Consider the following 21,653-nt stretch of genomic DNA (forward strand, 5'->3'; position numbering starts at 1 on the left):
GACTTCGAGGCCTGGGCCAGCCAGTGCTTCGCCATGCGCGACGAGTTGATTGCCCTGGCGCAGCGACAGGTGCTGCCACAGGCGTGCGGGCATCCCTTCCACCTGCTTCCCGTCGAGCTGGCCCAGCAGACCACTGGCGCAGGCACGACCTTTCTTCGCTGGCGCAAGCACGATCGATCGGCCATGGGCGTGGCGTTGTGGCAGGAGCTGATGGCGAGCCCCAGCACGCCGGTCAACCTGCTGCACGACCTGCACGAGATCGAACTGCAGCGCGTCATGCTGAACATGCAGATCAGCCTGCTGCACACCCTGGGCAGGCAAGCACAGGAATGCGCCAGCAAGGCCGCGCAGGCGGACAACACCTACCTGCGCCGGCTCGCGTCCGTTCCTGCCGCAGTGCGCGATCGGTGATTGCGCCTGCCATCCGAGCACGCGCCCGAGCCCAACGAGGCACGGGTATTTCAACCACCACGGAGATTCCAACATGAGCACACAATTCATCGGCGAGGGCAACATCGGATCGCCTCCCGAGTACCGCGAATTCCCCAATGGCAACGACGATCCTCGCCGGTTGCTCCGGCTGAACGTGTACTTCGACAACCCCGTCCCCACCAAGGGCGGCGAGTTCGAGGACCGCGGCGGCTTCTGGGCGCCGGTGGAACTCTGGCACCACGACGCCGACCGCTGGCAGCAGCTCTACCAGAAGGGCATGCGGGTGCTGGTCGTCGGCCGCATGGAGCGCGACCCCTGGACGGACAACGAAGATCAGCCGCGTGAGACTTGGCAGGTCAACGCGCGCAGTGTCGGCATCCTGCCGTACCGCATCGAGTCTGTGGCCCTCAGCCCGAAGCCACAGGAGGCAGAGCCGAAGCCCCAGGCCACCCAGGAATCGACGGCGCCGAAAGAGACCAAGCGCAGGAAGTGATCGGGCATGGAGGGCGGCTGCCGCAGTGCTTCGCCGCCCTCCATGCGCTGCGAATTATCCCCAGGGGATAGCTCCACCAACGTCCACCGAGTTCCACGCGCGCTCCCGGAAATCGCGGCTCTCGGCCCGCACACTTCCGGCCACGCACCTTCCCCGCACTCGCCATTTCATCGGCGTGAAAGCGGTCGCTGCCGCATGCGGCTTGTTTGCTGCTGCCAGGGGCTGCGCTCGGCATCCTCGATCCCAGCAACTCCATGAACAACAGGAATCGGGATGGACGGATATGCGGCTGTTCTTGTGCGAGAAGCCCTCCCAGGGCAAAGACATTGGCCGGATTCTCGGCGCCACGCAGCGCGGTGAAGGCTGCCTCAACGGTTCCGGCGTCACGGTCACCTGGTGCATCGGCCATCTCGTGGAGGCGGCGCCGCCCGAGGCCTACGACGAGCAGCTCAAACGATGGTCCGTTGAGCAGTTGCCCATCATTCCCCAGCACTGGCGGGTCGAGGTCAAACCGAAGACCGCCACGCAATTCAAGGTCGTCAAGGCGCTCTTGGCGAAGGCGACTCACCTGGTTATCGCCACCGATGCCGACCGCGAGGGCGAATTGATCGCCCGCGAGATCGTGGAGCTTTGCGGCTACCGCGGCCCCATCGAACGCCTGTGGCTGTCGGCGCTCAACGATGCGTCCATTCGGGCGGCACTGGGCAAGCTGCGGCCTTCGGCCGAGACGCTTTCGATGTACCACTCGGCGCTGGCGCGCTCCCGTGCGGATTGGCTCGTGGGCATGAACCTGAGCCGGCTGTTCACGGTGCTGGGGCGACAGGCGGGTTACGACGGCGTGCTGTCGGTCGGCCGCGTACAGACCCCGACGCTCAAGCTCGTTGTGGACCGCGACCGCGAGATCGCGCGCTTCGTGTCCGTACCATACTGGGCCATCGCCGTGTCCCTGTTCGCAGGCGGTTCGACTTTCGCCGCGCAATGGGTTCCACCCGATGCGTGCACCGACGACGCAGGCCGCTGCCTGCGGCAGCCGGTCGCACAGCAGACCATGCAGCAGATCCGCGCTGCGGGCAGTGCCCACGTCGTGTCGGTGGAGACTGAGCGTGTCCGCGAAGGCCCGCCGCTGCCGTTCGACCTGGGCACCTTGCAGGAAGTGTGTTCCAAGCAGCTTGGGCTGGACGTGCAGGAAACCTTGGAGATTGCCCAAGCCCTGTACGAGACGCACAAGGCCACGACGTACCCCCGCTCGGACTCCGGCTACCTGCCCGAGAGCATGTTTGCCGAAGTGCCCACCGTTCTCGACAGCCTGCTCAAGACCGATCCCTCGCTGCGCTCGATCATGGGCCAGCTCGACCGCTCGCAGCGCTCGCGCGCCTGGAACGATGGCAAGGTCACGGCGCACCACGGCATCATCCCGACGCTCGAACCGGCGAAGCTCTCCGCCATGAGCGAGAAGGAACTGGCCGTGTACAGGCTCATCCGGTCGCATTACCTGGCGCAGTTCCTCCCTCACCACGAGTTCGACCGCACTGTGGCCAAGTTTTCGTGCGGGGGGCAGAACCTGGCGGCCACGGGCAAGCAGGTTGTCATCCCGGGTTGGCGCCAGGTGCTCGCCGAGCCGCAGGCCGAAGACGGTGATGGCGAGGGCGATACTGCGGTCCGCGCCCAGGTGCTGCCCGCGCTGCCGAAACTGTATGAGGGCCTGGCATGCCAGGTGGCCGACGTCGATCTCAAGGCACTCAAGACGCTGCCGCCCAAACCGTACACGCAAGGCGAGTTGGTCAAGTCCATGAAAGGCGTCGCCAAGCTGGTGTCCGATCCCCGCCTGAAGCAGAAGCTCAAGGATACGGTTGGCATCGGCACCGAAGCGACGCGGGCCAACATCATCGGCGGCCTGATCGCTCGCGGCTACCTCGTGAAGAAGGGGCGCGCCATCCGCGCCTCGGATGCGGCTTTCACTTTGATCGATGCCGTGCCTGCGGCGATTGCCGACCCTGGCACCACCGCCGTCTGGGAACAGGCGCTCGACATGATCGAGGCCGGACAGCTCACCCTGGACGTGTTCATCGGCAAGCAGGCCGCGTGGATTTCGCAGTTGATTGCGCAGTACGGCAGCGCCTCCCTGTCCATCAAGGTTCCCCAAGGGCCGGCATGCCCGCAGTGCGGCGCACCCACGCGCCAGCGCAGCGGCAAGAGCGGCCCGTTCTGGTCGTGCAGCCGCTACCCGGACTGCAAAGGCACGCTGCCAGTCGAATCCGGCAGCTCCAAGCGCGGCGCCTCGCGCCCGCGCCGTAGCGGCCGCAAAGGCTCCTGACCGCCCCCGTTCCCCGTGAGCCGTGCCCGCCTTCGGCGGCGTGGCCCCTGTCCCGCACTCCGCCGCATGCCCTGCGGGACGCCCAGCGCGCAACGCCTTCTTGATCCGTGTGCGCGTCCCGCCCAGCCGTCCCCGGCCGCGGGACCTGAAGGTAGCTTCTCTGCGAGCCGCACCACGCGCGTTCTGTTGATCTGCGTTTCTTCCGCCCTCTGCGAAGGGTCTCCCGGTGGCTTGCCAGGCTGCACGAGCCACCGGGAGACCCTTCGTGGTCAGCGGTAATCGGTGCCGGTGCCCGCCGGTGCAAAAACGGGCTCCCTTTGTGCGCGGATGTGCGCCAGACGATGCCGGCCCCAGCCACGACATGGGCCGGGTGTGATTGCTTGATGAGCAGACGGTTCTAGCGACGACCGGGCCTGCCAATCAGCCCACGGGTGGTTCCTCTTTTCTCCCGAGCCGAAGGCCGTTGGGCCTTCGGCGCCATTCTCCTGCCCATCAACGTCCCGGCCCGGCCATTGGCCTGGGCCACACGAACAGGAGAGACGACATGCACCCTCAACCTTGCGCACCGCTGCTGTACGGCAGACGGAGGTCGAGAACGGCATGCCCGCCTATCGCGCGGCCATCGCCAATGGTACGCTCGGCTGCAGCCGAGGCCGTAGCCCAAAGGCTGGACTACCTCTTTTGCAGAGGTAAACCTCGGGATGAACTGGGCGAAAACATGCCTTATGTGCCCGCCTTACGGCGAGCTGTTTCCGATGCTTCGCGCAGGATTTCCCGCCCCCCATTCGCTGCGATTGCGGCCACGATGACGCCCAGCACCAGATCCGGGATGTTCGACCCGAACCCCATCACCAGCACCCCGGACAGCACAATCGCACCATTGACGATGGAGTCGTTGCTGGTAAAGATCGCTGACGCCTTGAAGTTCACATCTTCCCCGCGATGGCGGCGCAGTAGTCTGAGGCACACTAGGTTCAAAGCCGCGTTCAGCGCGGCCATGGCCATCATGGCTGGGCCGACAGGCTCTTCCCCTCCAGCGAAGCGGCGTAGGACTTCCAACAGCAGCAGCGCGGCCAGGCCGATTAGCAAGAAACCCGACAAGCGGGCCGCGCCCACCTTGACCGTTGCCGCACGACCGACGGCATACAGGCTAACCGCATAGACCGACGCATCGGCGAGGTTGTCCAACCCGGCGCCCATCAGCGCCGTAGAGCCAGCCCAGATGCCAAGGGCAATGCCGGCGGCGGACTGCGTCAGGTTGATCAGCAACACAGTCAGAAGAATCTTTCGGTCCTTCGCATCGCTCGCATCTAGGCGGCCCAACTCGTCGTTTTCGTGATTTCTGTGGTTTTCAGCCATGCATTGTTCCTTCCAAATCGATGGATGCTGAAGCCTGTAGCGGCTGGAGAGTCAAGGCGCAGATGCAACGAACTTGCCACAGGGTCTTCCCGGACGCCCTTGACTCTACCGTAGCTAGAAGGTTTTCCAATCCAGTCAGAGCTTTAGGACAGAACAGATGAGCACCAATGCGCCCCCTTCATTGCGACTGTCATCCGGTATGGCTGCTATCCACTGATCCGTGGCGCCACTGCGGTTGTGCTCTTCGGCGAGCTCGCGACCGGCCGGCCGTCTTTTCCGACGGAGCTACTCACAGTGATCGTCGCGCTCGCTTGTGCCGCCTTGCTAGAGGGCGGGCGGCCTTTCCACTCCCCGTTGAGCCAGTAGCGGCGTTCCAAGCTGTGGTTGGCCGTCGGCGCATGGCTCGGCTTCTTGGTCGTGCATCTGGCCTTCCAGCACTCCAATCTGGGATACCGGGTCGGGCCGTTGGGATTGTTGATCGGGGTGGCTGAAGCCCATCGCTGGCATCACAAGCGTGAGCACGAAGACGCCCAAGTCAACTACGGCGATTTCTGGATGCCCGGGGGCCACTTGTTCAGCGCTTTCCGGTCGCAAAAGCACACGCTGGGCGCCAAAGAGTGACACTCAAGAAAGATGGACTTTCCAATGGACTACGGCCCGCAGCTTGTCTATCCCTTCCGGAGCCGGCCAGCAGCGGCAAACGCTTGCGCTGCTGGCTATACGATCTTGCCCACGTCGCATTCTTGCGCGAGTCGGGCCTTGCGGCTTCTTGCGAAGCGATCGCGAGTTGCGTGGCGTGCCCATGAGTCGGGCCGCGTCGTGGCGCACTGCTACCTTGGCCTGCACCTGCACCTGCGCAGCCACGCCGCGATGCTCGGTCTGGCCTGGAGAACCCGTAAGGTGGCGGAGATTGCGGCGCGCAGGTCGTCCGGCTCGCGCTGGCTCCTGTGGGCCACGCCCTCGGTCGCACGCCGTCTCAAAACGTCAGAATCGCGCGCTTTCGCATGATGGAGCGCGGCACGTGGCTCTCAGAACTGGACCCGATCACTTCCAGCACCGATGACACGCTCGAGCTTCAGGCGGGCTCGGCCAAGCTGTTGAGAATGCCGCACTCGCGCGAGGTTCGGGCGCTATCGCAGGAGCGTCGCAGATCCATTAAGTCGCGCTCCAAGGCGCGCAATTCCTTCATCTTGGTCCGCACTTGCGCGATATGAGCGTCGACCAGCGCGTTCACCTCGCCGCAGCCCAACTCTGGCCGATCCCGTAAGTTCAGCAGTTGACGGATCTCATCCAGCGTCATGTCCTTCGCCCGGCAGCGGCGGATGAACAGCAAGCGCTGCAAATGGACTTCGTCATAGAGCCTGAAGTTGCCCTCGCTACGTGCAGGCTCGGGCAGCAAGCCTTCTGACTCGTAAAAGCGCACGGTCTGCACCAAGCAATCTGCCTTCTTGCCCAGTTCACCGATCCGCATCATGGTTGCTTCCTATAAAAAACTTGACTCTATATCTACTAGAGGTTTTCTAATGATGGCATCCGGGGAAAACCTTGTCAATGAAGAGCGATCTATGAACAAAGAACCTTCCAGCCCATGCGCCTGCTCCGGCGGCAATGGCCAACAGACGGCGTGCGCCAGTGAGCAGGCCAGCACTGAAACCACCGTTTTCCACGTGAGCAACATGGATTGCCGCAATGAGGAAGCACTGGTGCGGCGAACGCTGGAGGGCATGCCCGGTGTCGAGCGGCTCCTGTTCGATCTTCCGCAGCGTTTGTTGACCATTTCGCACCGCGAAGTCTCGGCCGATGCCTTGGAGCAAGCGCTGAATTCGGTGGGCATGAAGGCTCAGGCTGTCCGAGACGCCGCCGTGTCGACCACCTACCGCATCGAGAACATGGACTGCCCGAGCGAGGAGAAACTCATCCGCTCGCACCTCGGGGCAGTCGAGGGAATTCAGGACCTCGACTTCGACCTCGCTGAGCGCACCCTGTCGGTGAAACACCTCGCTCAGGCACGCGCGCAGATGGAGCAGGTCCTGGCCTCGATCGGCATGCGCGCCAAGGAGCAGACCTTCGGCCACACGGGGCCGATCGAAGCCGCGGCTGTGATCCCATCCTCGGCCCTGCAGCAGCAACCAACCGCTGCCGTTTCCGCGCCGCCGATCGGCGAGCGGGTGACGTACCGGATCGAGAACATGGATTGCCCGACGGAAGAAGCGCTGATCCGCGACCGGCTGGGCAAGCTGCCGGGTGTGACCGCGCTCGACTTCAATCTGATGCAGCGTGTGCTGGGAGTCCAGCACACGCTGGCGACCTCAGCGCCGATCGAGAAGGCGCTTGCTTCCATTGGAATGCAGGCTGCGCGGCAGGACATGCAGACAGCCACCACGGTACTTCGCATCGCGAAGATGGACTGTCCGACCGAGGAAAGTCTGATCCGCGGCAAGCTGCAAGGCATGCCGGGCGTGCAGGGAATGGATTTCAACCTGATGCAGCGCACGCTCACGGTTCGGCACACACCCGACGCGATCAAGCCGGCAGTCGAAGCCATCGAATCGCTGGGCATGGAAGCCGAGGTCCAGAGGACTGATGAGCCGCGCGATGCCCCGGTGGCCGCGCACAAGACCAATTGGTGGCCGATGGCGGTTTCGGGCGTTGCGGCGGTGGCCGCCGAAGGCGTGTACTGGGTCAACGACGGCAATCATTGGGCCGTGATCGTGCTGGCACTGGTTTCGATCTTCACCGGCGGCCTCAGCACCTACAAGAAGGGCTGGATCGCGCTGAAGAACCTCAACCTGAACATGAACGCCCTGATGGCCATCGCGGTCACCGGCGGCATGGCGATCGGCCACTGGCCGGAGGCCGCCATGGTCATGTTCCTGTTCGCGTTGGCGGAAGTGATCGAGGCGAAGTCGCTGGACCGCGCCCGCAACGCCATTCGGGGGCTGATGGACTTGGCGCCCGAGACCGCGACCGTGCGGCAGGCCGATGGCTCATGGACAGAGCTGCCGGCCAAGGAGGTCGCAAAGGGCGCGGTGGTCCGCGTGCGTCCTGGCGAGCGCATCGCACTGGACGGCCTGATCACCTCGGGTCGATCGGCCATCAACCAGGCGCCCATCACCGGCGAGAGCCTGCCCGTCGAGAAGGCCGAAGGTGACCAGGTCTTCGCCGGAACCATCAATGAGACCGGCTCTTTCGAATACAAGGTGACCGCAGGCGCCAGCGACTCGACGCTCGCGCGCATCATCCATGCCGTGGAGTCCGCGCAGGGCAGCCGTGCGCCCACGCAGCGCTTCGTCGACCAGTTCGCCCGCGTCTACACGCCGGCGGTGTTCGCGGTGTCCGTGCTGGTTGCCGTCGTGCCGCCGCTCGCCTTCGGCGGCGCATGGTTTGACTGGGTCTACAAGGCCCTGGTACTGCTGGTGATCGCCTGCCCCTGCGCTCTGGTCATCTCCACGCCGGTCACCATCGTCAGCGGCTTGGCCGCTGCCGCCCGACGCGGCATCCTGATCAAGGGTGGCGTCTACCTGGAGGGCGGGCGCAAGCTCAAGGCGTTGGCCCTGGACAAGACCGGCACACTCACACATGGCAAGCCCGAGCAGACCGACTTCGTGCCGCTGATCGGCGAGGCGCAGGAAGTTGCCGCCTGGGCCGCAAGCCTCGCGGCACGCTCGGACCATCCTGTGTCTCAGGCCATCGCCCGCAAGGCGAACCGTGACGGCATCGCGCTGCACGAGGTCGACGACTTCGCGGCGCTGCCTGGCCGCGGCGTGCGCGGCCGCGTCGCCGGGCGCATGTTGCACATGGGCAACCACAGGCTCGCCCAGGAGCTGGGCCTGAGCGAAGCGACGCTCCAGGCTCGGCTGGAGACCCTGGAGCGCCAAGGCAAGACAGCGATCCTGCTGATGGACGATGCGACCGTGCTCGGCATTTTTGCAGTGGCCGACACCGTGAAGGAAACCAGCCGTGAGGCGGTGGCCGACCTGCAGGCGCTGGGTGTGCGCACGCTGATGCTGACGGGGGACAACCAGCACACGGCCGCGGCCATCGCTGCCCAGGTCGGAATCTCTGAAGCCCGTGGTGACCAACTGCCCGAAGACAAGCTCAAGACCATCGAAAGCCTGGTCGGCGGCGAGGGCCAGGTGGGCATGGTGGGCGACGGCATCAACGATTCGCCCGCGCTCGCCCGTGCCGACATCGGCTTCGCCATGGGCGCGGCCGGCACCGACACCGCGATCGAAACAGCCGACGTCGCCCTGATGGACGACGACCTGCGCAAGATCCCCGCCTTCATCCGGCTGTCGCGTAGCACTGCGGCGATCCTCACGCAGAACATCGTTCTGGCCCTTGGCATCAAGGCGGTGTTCCTTGCGTTGACGTTCACAGGGCATGCCACCATGTGGATGGCTGTGTTCGCTGACATGGGGGCAAGTCTTTTGGTTGTCGTCAATGGGCTGCGCCTCCTGAAGTTCAAGGCGGCATGAACAATGGATGAACCATCTCTTCGCAAGACGCAGTGGTACTCACTCGCGATCGTTATATTCGCCGGCGATCAGGCAGCTAAGAGCTACATTGACGCGACAACTCCCTTGGGTTGGTCGCACGAGGTGGCGTCATTCTTCAACCTAGTTCACGCTCTCAATCCCGGCGCGGCGTTCAGCTTCCTTGCTGGCGCGGGCGGCTGGCAGCGGTGGTTTTTTCTGGCGATCGCGTTCGCAATATCGGCATGGCTCGCATGGCTGCTCTCCCGGCCGCTGCGCAAAACGGAAGGCCTTTAGTACAGCCTCATTCTGGGCGGCGCATTGGGCAACGCGTTCGACCGCGCCACGCGCGGGCACGTTATCGACTACATCGACTTTCACCTGCACGGCTGGCACTGGCCCGCCTTCAACATCGCTGACATGGCCATCGTGGGCGGGGCGATCGCGCTGGTGGCCCAGTCGTTCATGAGCGTGGAGAACCCGGCCGCCACAAAGGAGTCCCAGTGACATTGGGACGATCCGGAAATTCGCAATGCACACGGTGCAGGACACCAATCTGAAGAGAACGGCCCCCAGCATGAGCGGCCGCGGCTTGGCCCTCATGCTAGCGCCCACCGCCGCTTTTGCTGCAACGCCCTGTTGCGATGGCGGCGATTGCTGCAACGACGTCGCAATGCCTTGCTGTGAATAAACAGCACGCAAGCCAGTTGACCTGGCAATTATGAAAGTCCATCACGGCGATGCTGGCCTTTTTCGTTCCAATGAGCCGTCACGGAGAGGTGATGATGAAGCTATGCCGGGATCCTGCAAGCTTTAGGACGGTCTTCTTTACCGCATAGCGATATGCTGATGTCACCCGTTCGCCTCGCCTGGCAAGTACAAGTAGTTCGTCGCGGTTTTCTGGCCGTGTCCGCCCGCTTGGCTGGCCCTTTTGCCCCAAACAAGCGCAATCATGCCTGCGTTACCACCAAAGTTCGCCCCCGCCAGTTGCTGTTCCTAAAGGGCATCAAGCTCAACACCATCGCCGACCGGCCAGCGTATTTCGCATCGCTGCGTGCCCGTCGGGGCCAGCCCATCGTCATCCTCGCAGAGCTGGGACCGGACGAGGCATTCGCCCTGTGGAAGCAGCATGTACTGGGCGACAGGCCTCGCTGACCCAGTTTCGCCTCATCCTCCTGACAGCCCCGCACTTATTGCGGGGCTTTCTTTTTTCCGCGTTCGCCAATCGGGGCTGTTGCAAATGCCGATTTCCGGCTGACGCGGCTCGCCTCGCGCATGAAGCTGCCCGCATGTGTCGCTGATTCGTCAGCACCATGCCAGCAGCCAGAGTTTCCAGGCTGCCGCGGATTCTTTCCGCGCTACCCGCCAGTCCGCCATCGCATCGAGTCTGCGGACGCGCGTCACCCGTGACGCCGATGCTTTTTTCTCAACCGCGTGCGGGAGCTGCCATCCCGTGAGGGACGAGGCCCCGCTTTTTCCAAGGAGCCCGTCCATGTCCCAGCAAGCCTCTTTCGGCCAGTTGGCCTTGATCCATTGCGGCAAGTTCCTGCCGCTCGAAATCCTGCATAGCGCCGCCGGCCACTACATCGGCACGCGCGATACAGAAGGTCCCGTTTCGCGGGAATCCTGCCAGTACTTCCGCAGCTATGCCGCGGCTCAACGTGCCCTCGAAAGAGGCGGCTGGTCCCAGCTCGCCACACCCTGATCCAACTGGAGGAACCACGTCATGAACCAGCTTTTGCCCCAGGAAGTCGTCGATCAGATCATGCGGGAAGAGCAGCATTTCGCCGCCGCGCCCCAAGCCTTCTTCGAGGTCTGGAAGCGCGGCGTCGAGATCGCAGGCCCGCAATGGTTTGGCGACGGCACGCGCGAAGGCCTGAACCAGGCAAAGAGCAAGTGGGATCTGCGTCCCGACATGCTGCGTGCCAACGACGCACTCGGCGTCCTGAGCAGCGGGGAACGCATGTTCCTGTCCGCCATGTTCAGCTTCTACAACGCGCGCGAGGGCGGTGCCATGCTCAAGCGCTGCCACTTCCAAGGACTGTCGGACTTCGATGGTCTCGATCTGCAACGTCGCCAGGTGATCGCCGACCTGCTGCTGAACTACAGCGGTTGGTGAGCCGGTCCCTGGCACACCTTCATCACTGCGTTCACGGGACCCCATGAGGGACATGCGCCTCGTTCGAGGCCATGTCCCTCGCGTTTTCTCCCCGCCCAGCGCCATCCGGCATCAGGCGGTTTCCCCTGCGGATGCCATCGTCCGCAAGGGCTGGCTCCGTTCATTCATCGAAAGGAGCCTTCATGGCCAACAACTACTACGAAGCCACCGGCGTTCTCGTGCTCGACCGTGTGACGCCCGTCATCCAGGCGCTGTTCGGCGCCTTCGCGCTGGACGAGAGCCACCCCGGCAACGGGCAGGCCTACATCGCCCAGATCGCCGAGACCACCAATCCGCAATGGCCGGACGTGCTCGATGGCCTGGAAGACCTGGCCACGCAACTCGGTATTCCGATGCCGGACGACGAAGGGCTGTCGATCCCGCCGCTGCTCGAACTGCTCGCCGTGCACTTCCGTGCCGATGAGGACGAAGAGCTGGGGAACTTGATCGACCGTCATTCGTTCGAGGACACCGCCGATCTCGACGCATTGTTTCTGATCGCCACCCGGTTCGATGACGGGCACCACCTGACCGCCATCCAGTTCGAGGGCTGCTGGTACTGCAGCAAGCCGCGGCTGTTCGAGTTCGGCGGCAACGGCTGCTACCTGAGCCGCGAGGTCCGCTTCATCAGCTCCTCCTCCCAGGCCCTCCAGCTCGGCGACCAATTGCGCAAGACCATTGTGGCCGCCGACATCGAAGAGGCTTCGGCCCTGATCGCGCTGGAGACCATCAATCTGCTGGCGGGCGTCAGCGACGAGCCATTCCGCATGAATTTGCGCCGGCGCGTCGCCGAGCGATTGGCCCAAACGCCAACGATCAGCGTCACCTGACGCTGTTTCCTTTCTTTCCACCCACCGGGGTCAATTCCCGGTGGCGGGGATTTGCTCCATCATTATTCTGTTGGAGAAATCCCATGTCCCAGAATCCCAATCCCTTTCTACGCGGCTACTGGAATCTGAAAATCGTCCGCACGCTGTCCATCAGCTACGAGGACGGAAGCCCGCATGTTTGGCGAAACATCCACCCGAGCCAGCAGCACCTCTGCGACGCGGCGCTGGTTTCTTCTCCTTGCATCATCACCAGCGACTTCGCGGTGGTCAGGACTGGCACCGAACCTGTCGGCGCCGCACTGATCGCCGAATGCGACGCGGCTGAAGGGGGCAGCGGCGAAGGCATGGTGGGTGCCGTGGTGTACGCGATCCACGGCGACGACTTCGACGGCCGCCCCGTCCACATTGGCGACACCTATTCGGCCGAGGCCGCACGGGAAGTCGTGCAGCGGTTGAGCTTCGAGACCGGCTACTACAGCCGGTGCTGGGAAATCAGCAGCGCGCACATCAGCCGCGAAACCGGCCAGTACCTGGCCAACCTGGCTGACCTCGCGACGCCGGAGGCCTTTTTGTTCATCGCGTTCCGGATTCCCTACAGCCCGGCGATCGGCGTCAAGCTGATCTCCACGCCCTGGACGGACCAGCACCTGCAGGACGTCGAGGGGATCGCCGCCGAGCAGCTTCGGCAGGAGCACCGCAGCAAGGGCATGCCGGACGAGCTGGCACAGATCCTTGAACTGGCCGGCCAGGCCGACGTGCGCATCCTCATCCTCGATGCCGACGCACCCGTGTTGCCGGGCCTATCGCTGGCCGGCGAATAGCTGCCACACACATCCCCGGCCTTCCTTGTCCTCACCGCATGCCGGCCCGGTCTCCCGCCAGAGAGCCGGGCCGGCGCACTTTCACAGGAGCGATCCCATGTTCCCCGACCTCATCACACCCGCATCCGACTTCGAGCACCAACTCGGAGCCTGCGTCAACGCCATGAGCCAGGAAGATGCCATCGGCCAGATCCTGGTATTCGAGCGCATGAGCGGCACGCTGCACATGCGCCATATCGCCAGCGCCGACCTGGTGGACACCGACGTGGACGACTACGAAATGGTCGTCTTCGACGGTGGCAACACAAGCGGCGACACGTGGAAACACGTGTTCTTTCCGCGTCAGCGCGAGCACTACTTCGTGTACCAAGCCTGATTCCTCCAGCCCCTTTCGAGGGGCTTTTTCTTGCCCGCAGCACAGGAAAACGGTTGTGGTGCGGTGCCGTTTCCTGCGGGCAGGCAGACCGCCCCAGGGCCATGCTTGCCCCATGTTCGTCGGCGTTGCCGGCACATGCCCAGGCAGTCGAGACCTTCGAGGCTGCAAGCGCGGGAAACCGTGCTGGTCGTTTCTTCCTACGGACCTACCGCGTCCATCCACGCCACCCACAAGGGACCTCTCCCTTGCGGGCGGGGAATCCCTTGTTTTTCCTCAAGGAGTTTCCCCATGGATCGTTCCCTCATCAAATCCATGATGCCTTCGCTGGTCGCAGGCCATGTGCCCCGCAACGTGCGGTCGTTCAAGTACCGCGTGTTCGATGATCAGCCGCTGTCCTCAACGCTGGGCTTCGCCATCGACCCCCAACCCTTCGACGGCAAGGTGGTCGCCGCGACCGACGATGCCATCGTCGTCAAGCTCAAGCCTTCCGAGTTCGCGGTGCTCGATCCCAGCCTGGTGACCACGGTTCCTGCCGAAGGCGCCAAGGTGCATGTCCAACCCTATGCCCGTCGTCGCTTCGACGGACTGCGCGCGGACACGCCGGAGGTCATCACCGAGGAGACTTCGGACGGCACGCCGTACACCATCACGAGGCACATCCTCGGCTCGGCGCCGGCCAAGCTGCCCATTCCCACGCCGCAGTGCATGGAGTTGGGCCAGCTCATCGAGCAGTTGGAGGAGATGCCGGCCCCCGATCGCTTCCGGCGCATCACCCACATGCTGGTGGATGCCGGTGCCCGCGACTTCACCTGGGTCGATCCCACGCCCTCCAAGATCATCGAGACCCCGCCGGCGATCAGCTTCACGGTCTCGACCGCGAAGTTCGAGGGCCGGGTGACGATCCTCTACGACCGCGGCGGAGACACCTACGTGGTGGAACTGCACCGTCAGAACGGTGAATCGGTCGAACTGGTCGATCGGCACGACGAGGTGTATTTCGACATGCTCGGCGAAGTGCTGGAGAGGCTCATCGACGACGGGCGCTGGCGCCAGATCGACGTGAGCATCCTCGACGCGAAAGCGGCCCGCAAGCGCCAGGCCGTCCCGGCATGACGCCCCGCAGCGAAACCGGGCGGTCCTGCGGCTGACCCGAGGCATCCGCCACGGCGTTCCAGCCGTTCCGGCCGCGTGCACTACAGGCCCTTCATCCCATCGGATGGAGGCCTTTCTCATTCTTCCACACAGGAGATTTCATCCATGTCACTGCGATTCAAAGGCGCTGACCTGCGCCCCGTGCTGACCGAAGCCATCGCCAATCAGGGGTCGTCTCAGAAAACGGAAAAAAATCGTACGCTAAGAGCCGAAGTGGGCCCTTTAGCAGCAATGCAAAGCTGCGATCAACGGGCAGGAAACATTGCCATGGTGCGCGTTGCACTCTCTCACTAGCGTCGACAGGGCCTCTTCCATCCGCGTGAGGTCCGCCATGCGTGCGCGCACATCGGCCAGCCGGTGAGCAGCCAGTTCGGCCGCCTCGCTGCAATGGGTGCCGTCCTCCAGTTTCAGGAGCTGGCCGACTTCATCCAGGCTGAATCCCAGGCGCTGGGCTGACTTCACGAACTTCACCCGCGCCACGTCCGCCTGCCCGTAGCGGCGGATGCGACCGTAGGGCCGCTCCGGCTGGGGTAGCAAGCCCTTGAGCTGATAGAAGCGGATCGTCTCCACGTTGACCCGGGCTGCCTTGGCGAAGGCCCCGATGGTCAGATTCTCTTGAGCGTTCTCCATGGCGCTTGACTCCGTAGTTGACTACGGAAGTAACGTTACAGCATCAAGCGAAGTCCCGGAAGGAGAACCTTATGTCGGAACCCAAGAACGGCTGCGGCGCACTGGCGACCGGCGGCGTCGCGGCCGTCCTCGCCTCGGCCTGCTGCCTCGGCCCCCTTGTCCTGGTCGCGCTCGGCTTCTCTGGCGCGTGGATCGGCAACCTGACCGTGCTGGAGCCGTATCGGCCGATCTTCATCGGCGCAGCGCTCATCGCGCTGTTCTTCGCCTGGCGCAGCATCTTCCGACCAGCCCATGCCTGCAAGCCCGGCGACGTTTGCGCCGTGCCCCAAGTGCGGACTGCCTACAAGGTGATCTTCTGGATCGTGGCCGCCCTGGTTCTGGTTGCCCTCGCGTTTCCCTACGTCCTGCCGCTGTTCTACTGAAAGGAGATCACCATGAAGAAACTCACCACCCTCACCACCCTCATCGCCCTGGCCGCCGCTCTAAGCGCGCCCGCCTGGGCTGCCACCAAGACCGTCACCCTGTCGGTGCCCGGCATGACCTGCGCCGCGTGCCCGATCACGGTCAAGACGGCTCTGTCCAAGGTCGCCGGCGTCGAGAAGGCCGAAGTCAGCTTCGAGAAGCGGGAGGCCGTCGTCACCTTCGACGAGGCCAAGACCAATGCCGACGCCTTGACCAAGGCCACCGCAAACGCGGGTTACCCGTCCAGCGTCAAGCAGTGAGGGCGTAATCATGGCCGAGGCGATCACCCTCCACATCGAAGGCATGACCTGCACGTCGTGCGCCGAGCACGTCCAGCAGGCTTTGACGAACGTGCCCGGCGTGCGCGCGGCCTCGGTGTCCTATCCGCAGCGGCAGGCCGAAATCGAGGCGGATGCAGGCGTGAGCGTGGCCCCGCTGGTTGCCGCAGTGGCCACGCTCGGCTATCGCGCACGGCTTACCGACACGCCGAACAAGCCTGCCGGCCTGCTAGACAAGGCGCTGGGCTGGCTCGGTGGCGAAACGAAGCATGTTGGCGGTGAACAAGCGCTGCACGTGGCTGTGATAGGCAGCGGCGGCGCGGCGATGGCGGCTGCCTTGAAGGCCGTGGAGCAAGGCGCCCGCGTCACGCTGATCGAGCGCGGCACCATCGGCGGCACCTGCGTCAATGTCGGCTGCGTGCCGTCCAAGATCATGATCCGCGCCGCGCACATCGTCCACCTGCGCCGCGAAAGCCCGTTCGATGCTGGCCTGCCGGCCGCAGCGCCCGCTGTACTGCGCGAGCGGCTGCTGGCCCAGCAACAAGGCCGCGTCGAGGAGCTGCGCCATGCCAAGTACGAAGGCATCCTGGCAAGCACTCCGGCCATCACCGTGCTGCGCGGCGAGGCCCGGTTCAGGGACACGCGCACGCTGACCGTGGCGACCGCTGACGGCGGCACGCACGAGGTGAACTTCGACCGCTGCCTGATTGCCACCGGCGCGAGCCCGGCGCTTCCGCCAATCCCGGGCCTTGCGGACACACCCCACTGGACCTCCACCGAGGCGCTGGAAAGCAGCTCGCTCCCCGAGCGGCTGGCCGTGATTGGTTCCTCCGTGGTGGCGGTCGAGTTGGCGCAAGCCTTCGCCCGGCTGGGCAGCCAGGTCACGATCCTGGCGCGCAGCACGCTGTTCTTCCGAGAAGACCCGGCCATCGGGGAAGCCGTAACAGACGCCTTCCGCGCCGAGGGCATCGAGGTGCTGGACCACACCCAGGCGAGCCACGTTGCCTATGCGGGCGGGGAATTCGTGCTCACCACCGGGCAGGGGGAAGTGCGCGCCGACAAGCTGCTGGTCGCCACCGGTCGCGCGCCGAACACGCGCAGCCTGAACCTTGAAGCGGCAGGCGTCGAAGTCAATGCGCAGGGAGCCATCGTCATCGACCGCGCCATGCGCACGAGCGCACCGCACATCTTTGCTGCCGGCGACTGCACCGACCAGCCGCAGTTCGTCTATGTGGCGGCGGCGGCCGGCACGCGCGCCGCGATCAACATGACCGGCGGCGACGCGGCGCTGGACCTGACGGCGATGCCGGCGGTGGTGTTCACCGATCCGCAGGTGGCGACCGTGGGCTACAGCGAGGCGGAAGCGCACCACGACGGCATCGAGACCGACAGCCGGCTGCTGACGCTCGACAACGTGCCGAGGGCGCTCGCCAACTTCGACACGCGCGGCTTCATCAAGCTGGTGGCGGAAGCTGGCTCAGGGCGGCTGATCGGCGTACAGGCGGTCGCGCCGGAAGCGGGCGAACTGATCCAGACGGCCGCGCTGGCGATCCGCCACCGGATGACCGTGCAGGAGCTGGCCGACCAGTTGTTCCCCTACCTGACCATGGTCGAGGGACTGAAGCTCGCGGCGCAGACCTTCAACAAGGACGTGAAGCAACTGTCCTGTTGCGCCGGATGAGGAAAAGGGAGGTGTTCGATGAACGCCTACAGCCGCGCCAACCGCCGCATCTACGCGGCCTTGTCCGATCCCCTGTCGGCCACCCACCGGCACCGCCTCGACGATCTGCTCAAGCGCCACGACAACGGCAAGACGACCTGGCTGGCCTGGCTGCGCCAGTCGCCCGTCAAGCCGAACTCGCGCCACATACTCGAACACATCGAGCGCCTCAAAGCCTGGCAGGCGCTCGACCTGCCTTCCGGCATCGAGCGGTCGGTGCACCAGAACCGCCTGCTCAAGATCGCCCGCGAAGGCGGCCAGATGACGCCCGCCGATCTGGCCAAGTTCGAGGCACAGCGCCGCTACGCGACCCTGGTGCGCTCGCCATCGAGGGCATGGCCACCGTCACCGACGAAATCATCGACCTGCACGACCGCATCCTGGGCAAGCTGTTCAACGCTGCCAAGCACAAGCATCAGCAGCAGTTCCAGGCGTCCGGCAAGGCGATCAACGCCAAGGTGCGGCTGGCCACCTCGATCAAGCAGGGCACGGTGACGGCCTCGCTGATGCTCAGGAAACTCGGCAGCTACCCGCGCCAGAACGGCCTGGCCGTGGCGCTGCGCGAGCTGGGCCGCATCGAGCGAACGCTGTTCATCCTGGACTGGCTGCAAAGCGTCGAGCTGCGCCGCCGCGTGCATGCCGGACTGAACAAGGGCGAAGCCCGCAACGCGCTAGCCCGCGCCGTGTTCTTCAACCGGCTGGGCGAAATCCGCGACCGCAGTTTCGAGCAGCAGCGCTACCGGGCCAGCGGCCTCAACCTGGTGACGGCGGCCATAGTGTTGTGGAACACGGTCTATCTGGAACGGGCCTCAAACGCCTTACGCGGTCACGGCCAGACTGTCGATGACGCCCTGTTGCAGTACCTGTCGCCGCTGGGCTGGGAGCACATCAACCTGACCGGCGATTACCTCTGGCGCAGCAGCGCCAAGATCGGCGCGGGCAAGTTCAGGCCGCTACGACCGCTGCAACCGGCTTAGCGTACGATTTTTTCCGTTTTCTGAGACGTCCCCAATCAGTGCCGCATTGTCCTGGTCAAGGATCAGGGCGTGTACTTCCTCGCCGAGCGTGGGGAGCGTCGCCCGGATGGGCGCCAGGCACTGCTCGCCTACGCCGTCGGATGCAACCCGGACACCGACCCGTTCGATGACTGGTGGCACCTCGCCGGCCGCGAGCTGGGCGGCGATGACTTCGCGGAGTATTTCGACCCGAAGGACGGCCTGTTCACGCGCCTCCAGCACTCGGCGGACGATCTCGTGCTTTCCGCCACCGCCACGCACCTGTCCTTAGCAGTGGTGCCTCCCGCCTGACGCGGCAACCGCCTCGCAGCCCCCGCATCGGGGGCCTTCTTTTGTTCGCACCGCCGCCATCGCCGCGCGTGCGCGTTTGTCTCCAGCCGCCGAGGCACGCCCCGCCGGCCACAACGCCGGCATGCCACCGGAGACAACCGCATGAACACGCCATCGACCTCGCCGAGGCTGCACCTCCTACCGGTGTCGCTGCGCACGGCCAATGCATTCGTTCTGTCGCACCATCGCCACCACCGCCCGGTCCAGGGCGCGAAGTTCGCCCTGGCCGTCACGCTGAGCGACAGCGACCTGATCCACGGCGTGGCCATTGTCGGCCGCCCGGTCGCGCGGCACCTGGACGCTGGAAGTCACGCGGCTGTGCACCGACGGCACACCCAGCGCCTGCAGCAAGCTCTACGGCGCGGCCTGGCAGGCGGCAAGGGCGCTGGGCTACATACGCCTGCTCACCTACACCATGCCCGACGAAGGTGGCGCCAGCCTGCGCGCCGCCGGCTGGCGGCTGATCGGCGCGCGCGGTGGCGGCGCCTGGAGCCGTCCCGGCCGTCCGCGCGCCGATACCCCCGAGCACCTGCGCGGCGCCAAGTGCCTGTGACAGGCGCCGGGTGGCGCGGACAAAGGGAAGCGCCCGGGTGCCGATTGATTGCTGCCGCGCGCGCGAGGCCCCGCCATGCTGGCCCCATGCCTGCTGACGTCGTCAGCGACATGCCAGGCAACCATCGGTCTTCGAGGTTGCGGCGCAGTTCCCACTGCGTGACCGAGCCAGCTCGCACCGCATCCTTCCGCGAGCGGCCACCAGCCTCTGGTGGCGGATGCTTTCGCCTTATCAACCCACCGCGGGGTCACGCACCTTCCCCGCATGCGTGGGCCGGTGTGTCTCCGCTTCATCCCAATGGAGATTCACCATGAACACCACGTCCAACGAGAAATCGTATTTCGACCTCCACACCTCGGGCATCGGCTACATCCAGCGTGTCCGTGAAGTGCCCGTCCGGGGCGGCCGCCGTGCGCAGCCTTTCCTGGCATGCACCATCGCCGCGCTGGTCGGCCCCGCCCGGGACCCCAGCTACCGCTACTTCGACGTCAAGGTCTCGGGTGCCGAGGCCAAGAAGCTCGTTCAGCGCTACATCGGCGTTGACGATCCCAAGCAGCGCCCGCTGGTGCGCTTTCGCCTCGGTGACCTGTGGGGCGATGTGTACATCCGCGACAAGGGTGAGCAGAAGGGTCAGGCCGCCGCGTCCCTCAAGGCGCGACTGCTCAAGGCCGAACTGATCGACCGGGCCGAACTGGCTTCGATCGAGCAGCACGAGTTGATCACCCGCGGCATCGGCTATCTCAATCGTGTGAAGGACGTCACCCCAAAAGCTGGCGACTCGTTCCTCTCTTGCACCGTCGCGGCACTGGCCGGGCCTGTCGATGAACCGGAGTATCGGTACTTCGACACCATCGTCGCCACCCCGGAAGCCGAGCACCTGGTTCGCCGGTGCGTTCAGGCCGTCGAGGGTGACCGCAAGGTGCTGATCGCCTTCCGTCTGAACGACATGAAGATCGATCCGTACATCCGCACCAAGGGTGAGCACGCCGGGGAACCGGCCGCCAGCCTGGAATCGACGCTGGTCCACATCGGTCTCATCAAGATCGACGGCACCCAGGTCTATCCGACGAGCCAGGCGCAAGCCGAGGCGCCGCCGGCCGAAGACGCATCCGCGTCCGAAGCCGACGATGCCATCGACACGGCCACCGAGCCCGCCGAGCGCGAGCCCGAGGCGCAAGTCCAGGAGCAGGAGCCGGCATTGGCTGCTTCGTTCTGATCCGGCACGGCCTCTCACGGGGCCTTGTCGCTTTTCCTCCCCACGTACGCCGCGTCCCCAGGACGCGTGCTTGCGCATTTCATCCCCCGAGTTCCGCGTGGTCTCACGGCCACGCGGTTGTCGAATTTCTCAAAGGAGATCAGCCATGTCTCTGGTATCCCGCTTTGCTCCGCAATCCCCGATCCTGCGCTCTGATCGCCCACTCTCGGACGACCGCATTCGTGCCGTCGTTCCGTCGATCTTCGCCGACGCTCCACATGGGAGCCGGTCCGATCGGTATGCCTACATACCGACCTCGACCGTGCTGACCAAGCTGCGCCAGGAGGGCTTCGAGCCCTTCATGGTGTGTCAGACGCGCGTGCGCAACGAAGACCGGCGCGAGTACACGAAGCACCTCATCCGACTTCGCCATGCAAGCCAGATCAACGGCGACGAGGCGAACGAGATCATCCTGCTCAACAGCCATGACGGCACGAGCAGCTATCAGATGCTCGCCGGCATGTTCCGGTTCGTCTGCCACAACGGCCTGGTTTGCGGTGACACCACCGCAGACATCCGCGTTCCCCACAAGGGCGACGTGGCCAGCCAGGTGATCGAAGGTGCCTACGGAGTCCTCGAAGGTTTCGAGCGCGTGCAGAACGCGCGCGATGCGATGCGCACCATCACCCTCGATGAGGGCGAAGCGGAGGTCTTTGCGAACTCTGCGCTCGCACTCAAGTACGACGATCCGGCCAAGTCCACGCCTGTCACCGAGAGCCAACTGCTGGCCCCTCGGCGATGGGACGACCGCAAGAACGACCTGTGGGCCGTCTTCAACCGCGTCCAGGAGAACCTAGTCAAAGGGGGCCTGAACGGACGCACGGCCAACGGCCGCAATCAGCGCACCCGTCCGGTGCAAGGCATCGACCAGAACCTGCGCCTGAACCGGGCGTTGTGGCTGCTGGCCGAAGGCATGCGCCAGCTCAAGGCGTGATGCCACGCGGACCTCGCCCACCTCGGGCGAGGCCATTTCCTCTCATCCACCGGGTGCCGTCGGCG

22 protein-coding genes and 4 pseudogenes are annotated in these 21,653 nt (G+C 64.9%); 23 read left to right on the forward strand and 3 right to left on the reverse strand.

Going from position 1 to position 21,653, the window contains the following annotated elements; all coding sequences use genetic code 11:
• The 3 genes from AVE30378_RS30020 to AVE30378_RS30030 form a co-directional block, all read left to right on the forward strand.
• A partial coding sequence (locus AVE30378_RS30020; protein WP_244235182.1) for a DUF3158 family protein occupies positions 1–411 on the forward strand: 411 nt, incomplete at its 5' end.
• 73 nt (positions 412–484) lie between these two features.
• The gene (locus tag AVE30378_RS30025; RefSeq protein WP_003098976.1) at positions 485–925 is read left to right on the forward strand and encodes a single-stranded DNA-binding protein; all 441 of its coding nucleotides are present in this window, start codon (positions 485–487) and stop codon (positions 923–925) included.
• Between the two features lie 283 nt (positions 926–1,208).
• Positions 1,209–3,239: a DNA topoisomerase III gene (locus tag AVE30378_RS30030; RefSeq protein WP_003116834.1), complete on the forward strand. Its 2,031-nt coding sequence runs from the start codon at positions 1,209–1,211 to the stop codon at positions 3,237–3,239.
• A 723-nt stretch (positions 3,240–3,962) separates the two neighbouring features.
• Here AVE30378_RS30030 and AVE30378_RS30035 read toward each other — a convergent pair.
• Positions 3,963–4,598 (reverse strand): cation efflux transmembrane domain-containing protein, encoded by a 636-nt coding sequence (locus AVE30378_RS30035; protein WP_003098972.1) that lies wholly within the window; start codon positions 4,596–4,598, stop codon positions 3,963–3,965.
• Positions 4,599–5,009: 411 nt separating this feature from the next.
• Between AVE30378_RS30035 and AVE30378_RS32935 the strand changes: the two genes are divergently transcribed.
• Both AVE30378_RS32935 and AVE30378_RS32940 read left to right on the forward strand, forming a co-directional pair.
• Positions 5,010–5,219 (forward strand): sterol desaturase family protein, encoded by a 210-nt coding sequence (locus tag AVE30378_RS32935; RefSeq protein WP_014747696.1) that lies wholly within the window; start codon positions 5,010–5,012, stop codon positions 5,217–5,219.
• A 24-nt stretch (positions 5,220–5,243) separates the two neighbouring features.
• Positions 5,244–5,606, forward strand: coding sequence for a DUF3703 domain-containing protein (locus tag AVE30378_RS32940; RefSeq protein WP_196495817.1), 363 nt, complete (start codon positions 5,244–5,246; stop codon positions 5,604–5,606).
• 67 nt (positions 5,607–5,673) lie between these two features.
• On the opposite strand, the gene cadR is transcribed toward AVE30378_RS32940, so the two are convergent.
• Complete coding sequence (gene cadR / locus AVE30378_RS30045; protein WP_129246496.1) at positions 5,674–6,072, reverse strand: Cd(II)/Pb(II)-responsive transcriptional regulator; 399 nt, start codon at positions 6,070–6,072, stop codon at positions 5,674–5,676.
• 91 nt (positions 6,073–6,163) lie between these two features.
• On the opposite strand from cadR, the gene AVE30378_RS30050 reads away from it, so the two are divergent.
• The 9 genes and pseudogenes from AVE30378_RS30050 to AVE30378_RS30090 all read left to right on the forward strand — a co-directional run bounded on the left by AVE30378_RS30050 (position 6,164) and on the right by AVE30378_RS30090 (position 14,371).
• Positions 6,164–9,076 (forward strand): heavy metal translocating P-type ATPase, encoded by a 2,913-nt coding sequence (locus AVE30378_RS30050; protein WP_003098961.1) that lies wholly within the window; start codon positions 6,164–6,166, stop codon positions 9,074–9,076.
• Positions 9,077–9,079: 3 nt separating this feature from the next.
• A pseudogene (gene lspA, locus AVE30378_RS30055) lies at positions 9,080–9,580 on the forward strand (signal peptidase II).
• Between the two features lie 336 nt (positions 9,581–9,916).
• The gene (locus AVE30378_RS33175; RefSeq protein ID WP_129246498.1) at positions 9,917–10,228 is read left to right on the forward strand and encodes a hypothetical protein; all 312 of its coding nucleotides are present in this window, start codon (positions 9,917–9,919) and stop codon (positions 10,226–10,228) included.
• A gap of 337 nt (positions 10,229–10,565) precedes the next feature.
• Positions 10,566–10,778, forward strand: a complete 213-nt coding sequence (locus AVE30378_RS30065) for a hypothetical protein (protein ID WP_003116833.1) — start codon at positions 10,566–10,568, stop codon at positions 10,776–10,778.
• Positions 10,779–10,799: 21 nt separating this feature from the next.
• Positions 10,800–11,192 (forward strand): hypothetical protein, encoded by a 393-nt coding sequence (locus AVE30378_RS30070; RefSeq protein WP_003116832.1) that lies wholly within the window; start codon positions 10,800–10,802, stop codon positions 11,190–11,192.
• Between the two features lie 182 nt (positions 11,193–11,374).
• Complete coding sequence (locus AVE30378_RS30075) at positions 11,375–12,061, forward strand: hypothetical protein (protein ID WP_003116830.1); 687 nt, start codon at positions 11,375–11,377, stop codon at positions 12,059–12,061.
• Positions 12,062–12,144: 83 nt separating this feature from the next.
• Entirely contained in the window at positions 12,145–12,882 is a 738-nt protein-coding gene (locus AVE30378_RS30080; RefSeq protein ID WP_003116829.1) for a DUF5983 family protein, read from the forward strand.
• Between the two features lie 97 nt (positions 12,883–12,979).
• On the forward strand, positions 12,980–13,258 hold the full coding sequence (locus tag AVE30378_RS30085) for a hypothetical protein (RefSeq protein ID WP_003116828.1): 279 nt from the start codon (positions 12,980–12,982) through the stop codon (positions 13,256–13,258).
• Between the two features lie 288 nt (positions 13,259–13,546).
• Entirely contained in the window at positions 13,547–14,371 is an 825-nt protein-coding gene (locus tag AVE30378_RS30090) for a hypothetical protein (RefSeq protein WP_003098941.1), read from the forward strand.
• A gap of 261 nt (positions 14,372–14,632) precedes the next feature.
• Here AVE30378_RS30090 and merR read toward each other — a convergent pair whose 3' ends face one another.
• Positions 14,633–15,040, reverse strand: a complete 408-nt coding sequence (gene merR, locus AVE30378_RS30100; RefSeq protein ID WP_003098939.1) for an Hg(II)-responsive transcriptional regulator — start codon at positions 15,038–15,040, stop codon at positions 14,633–14,635.
• Between the two features lie 71 nt (positions 15,041–15,111).
• Here merR and merT point away from each other — a divergent pair, with 71 nt between their 5' ends.
• The 9 genes and pseudogenes from merT to AVE30378_RS30140 all read left to right on the forward strand — a co-directional run bounded on the left by merT (position 15,112) and on the right by AVE30378_RS30140 (position 21,588).
• Positions 15,112–15,462 (forward strand): mercuric ion transporter MerT, encoded by a 351-nt coding sequence (gene merT, locus AVE30378_RS30105; RefSeq protein ID WP_003116827.1) that lies wholly within the window; start codon positions 15,112–15,114, stop codon positions 15,460–15,462.
• Positions 15,463–15,474: 12 nt separating this feature from the next.
• Positions 15,475–15,762, forward strand: coding sequence for a mercury resistance system periplasmic binding protein MerP (merP, locus tag AVE30378_RS30110; RefSeq protein WP_003116826.1), 288 nt, complete (start codon positions 15,475–15,477; stop codon positions 15,760–15,762).
• Positions 15,763–15,772: 10 nt separating this feature from the next.
• Entirely contained in the window at positions 15,773–17,461 is a 1,689-nt protein-coding gene (merA, locus tag AVE30378_RS30115; protein WP_003098932.1) for a mercury(II) reductase, read from the forward strand.
• Positions 17,462–17,479: 18 nt separating this feature from the next.
• Positions 17,480–17,995: a Tn3 family transposase gene (locus tag AVE30378_RS33180; RefSeq protein WP_003098931.1), complete on the forward strand. Its 516-nt coding sequence runs from the start codon at positions 17,480–17,482 to the stop codon at positions 17,993–17,995.
• Positions 17,959–18,477 (forward strand): annotated as a pseudogene (locus tag AVE30378_RS33185) (Tn3 family transposase); the annotation flags it as partial. The gene AVE30378_RS33180 and the pseudogene AVE30378_RS33185, both read left to right, overlap by 37 nt.
• Positions 18,478–18,510: 33 nt before the next feature.
• Positions 18,511–18,807, forward strand: a pseudogene (locus tag AVE30378_RS30125) (DUF3085 domain-containing protein); the annotation flags it as partial.
• A 141-nt stretch (positions 18,808–18,948) separates the two neighbouring features.
• Positions 18,949–19,399 (forward strand): annotated as a pseudogene (locus AVE30378_RS32945) (XF1762 family protein).
• A 310-nt stretch (positions 19,400–19,709) separates the two neighbouring features.
• Positions 19,710–20,615 carry a DUF3577 domain-containing protein gene (locus tag AVE30378_RS30135; RefSeq protein WP_003116825.1) on the forward strand — a complete coding sequence of 302 codons (906 nt, stop codon included), beginning with the start codon at positions 19,710–19,712 and terminating at the stop codon, positions 20,613–20,615.
• A gap of 145 nt (positions 20,616–20,760) precedes the next feature.
• Positions 20,761–21,588 (forward strand): DUF932 domain-containing protein, encoded by an 828-nt coding sequence (locus tag AVE30378_RS30140; protein ID WP_013391792.1) that lies wholly within the window; start codon positions 20,761–20,763, stop codon positions 21,586–21,588.
• Positions 21,589–21,653: the final 65 nt, after the last annotated feature.

This window comes from Achromobacter veterisilvae (assembly GCF_900496975.1).
In the GTDB taxonomy this organism is placed as follows: domain Bacteria; phylum Pseudomonadota; class Gammaproteobacteria; order Burkholderiales; family Burkholderiaceae_B; genus Achromobacter; species Achromobacter veterisilvae.

What these genes read in the sequence shown, in the direction of transcription:
- AVE30378_RS30070 (WP_003116832.1), top strand. Translation starts at nt 10,800, where the DNA reads ATGAACCAGCTTTTGCCCCAGGAAGTCGTCGATCAGATCATGCGGGAA.
- AVE30378_RS30090 (WP_003098941.1), top strand. Translation starts at nt 13,547, where the DNA reads ATGGATCGTTCCCTCATCAAATCCATGATGCCTTCGCTGGTCGCAGGC.
- AVE30378_RS30030 (WP_003116834.1), top strand. Translation starts at nt 1,209, where the DNA reads ATGCGGCTGTTCTTGTGCGAGAAGCCCTCCCAGGGCAAAGACATTGGC.
- AVE30378_RS30080 (WP_003116829.1), top strand. Translation starts at nt 12,145, where the DNA reads ATGTCCCAGAATCCCAATCCCTTTCTACGCGGCTACTGGAATCTGAAA.
- cadR (WP_129246496.1), bottom strand. Translation starts at nt 6,072, where the DNA reads ATGATGCGGATCGGTGAACTGGGCAAGAAGGCAGATTGCTTGGTGCAG.
- AVE30378_RS30065 (WP_003116833.1), top strand. Translation starts at nt 10,566, where the DNA reads ATGTCCCAGCAAGCCTCTTTCGGCCAGTTGGCCTTGATCCATTGCGGC.
- AVE30378_RS30035 (WP_003098972.1), bottom strand. Translation starts at nt 4,598, where the DNA reads ATGGCTGAAAACCACAGAAATCACGAAAACGACGAGTTGGGCCGCCTA.
- AVE30378_RS30085 (WP_003116828.1), top strand. Translation starts at nt 12,980, where the DNA reads ATGTTCCCCGACCTCATCACACCCGCATCCGACTTCGAGCACCAACTC.
- merR (WP_003098939.1), bottom strand. Translation starts at nt 15,040, where the DNA reads ATGGAGAACGCTCAAGAGAATCTGACCATCGGGGCCTTCGCCAAGGCA.
- AVE30378_RS33175 (WP_129246498.1), top strand. Translation starts at nt 9,917, where the DNA reads ATGCTGATGTCACCCGTTCGCCTCGCCTGGCAAGTACAAGTAGTTCGT.
- AVE30378_RS32940 (WP_196495817.1), top strand. Translation starts at nt 5,244, where the DNA reads ATGGACTACGGCCCGCAGCTTGTCTATCCCTTCCGGAGCCGGCCAGCA.
- merP (WP_003116826.1), top strand. Translation starts at nt 15,475, where the DNA reads ATGAAGAAACTCACCACCCTCACCACCCTCATCGCCCTGGCCGCCGCT.
- AVE30378_RS30075 (WP_003116830.1), top strand. Translation starts at nt 11,375, where the DNA reads ATGGCCAACAACTACTACGAAGCCACCGGCGTTCTCGTGCTCGACCGT.
- merA (WP_003098932.1), top strand. Translation starts at nt 15,773, where the DNA reads ATGGCCGAGGCGATCACCCTCCACATCGAAGGCATGACCTGCACGTCG.
- AVE30378_RS30050 (WP_003098961.1), top strand. Translation starts at nt 6,164, where the DNA reads ATGAACAAAGAACCTTCCAGCCCATGCGCCTGCTCCGGCGGCAATGGC.
- AVE30378_RS30135 (WP_003116825.1), top strand. Translation starts at nt 19,710, where the DNA reads ATGAACACCACGTCCAACGAGAAATCGTATTTCGACCTCCACACCTCG.
- AVE30378_RS30140 (WP_013391792.1), top strand. Translation starts at nt 20,761, where the DNA reads ATGTCTCTGGTATCCCGCTTTGCTCCGCAATCCCCGATCCTGCGCTCT.
- AVE30378_RS30025 (WP_003098976.1), top strand. Translation starts at nt 485, where the DNA reads ATGAGCACACAATTCATCGGCGAGGGCAACATCGGATCGCCTCCCGAG.
- merT (WP_003116827.1), top strand. Translation starts at nt 15,112, where the DNA reads ATGTCGGAACCCAAGAACGGCTGCGGCGCACTGGCGACCGGCGGCGTC.
- AVE30378_RS33180 (WP_003098931.1), top strand. Translation starts at nt 17,480, where the DNA reads ATGAACGCCTACAGCCGCGCCAACCGCCGCATCTACGCGGCCTTGTCC.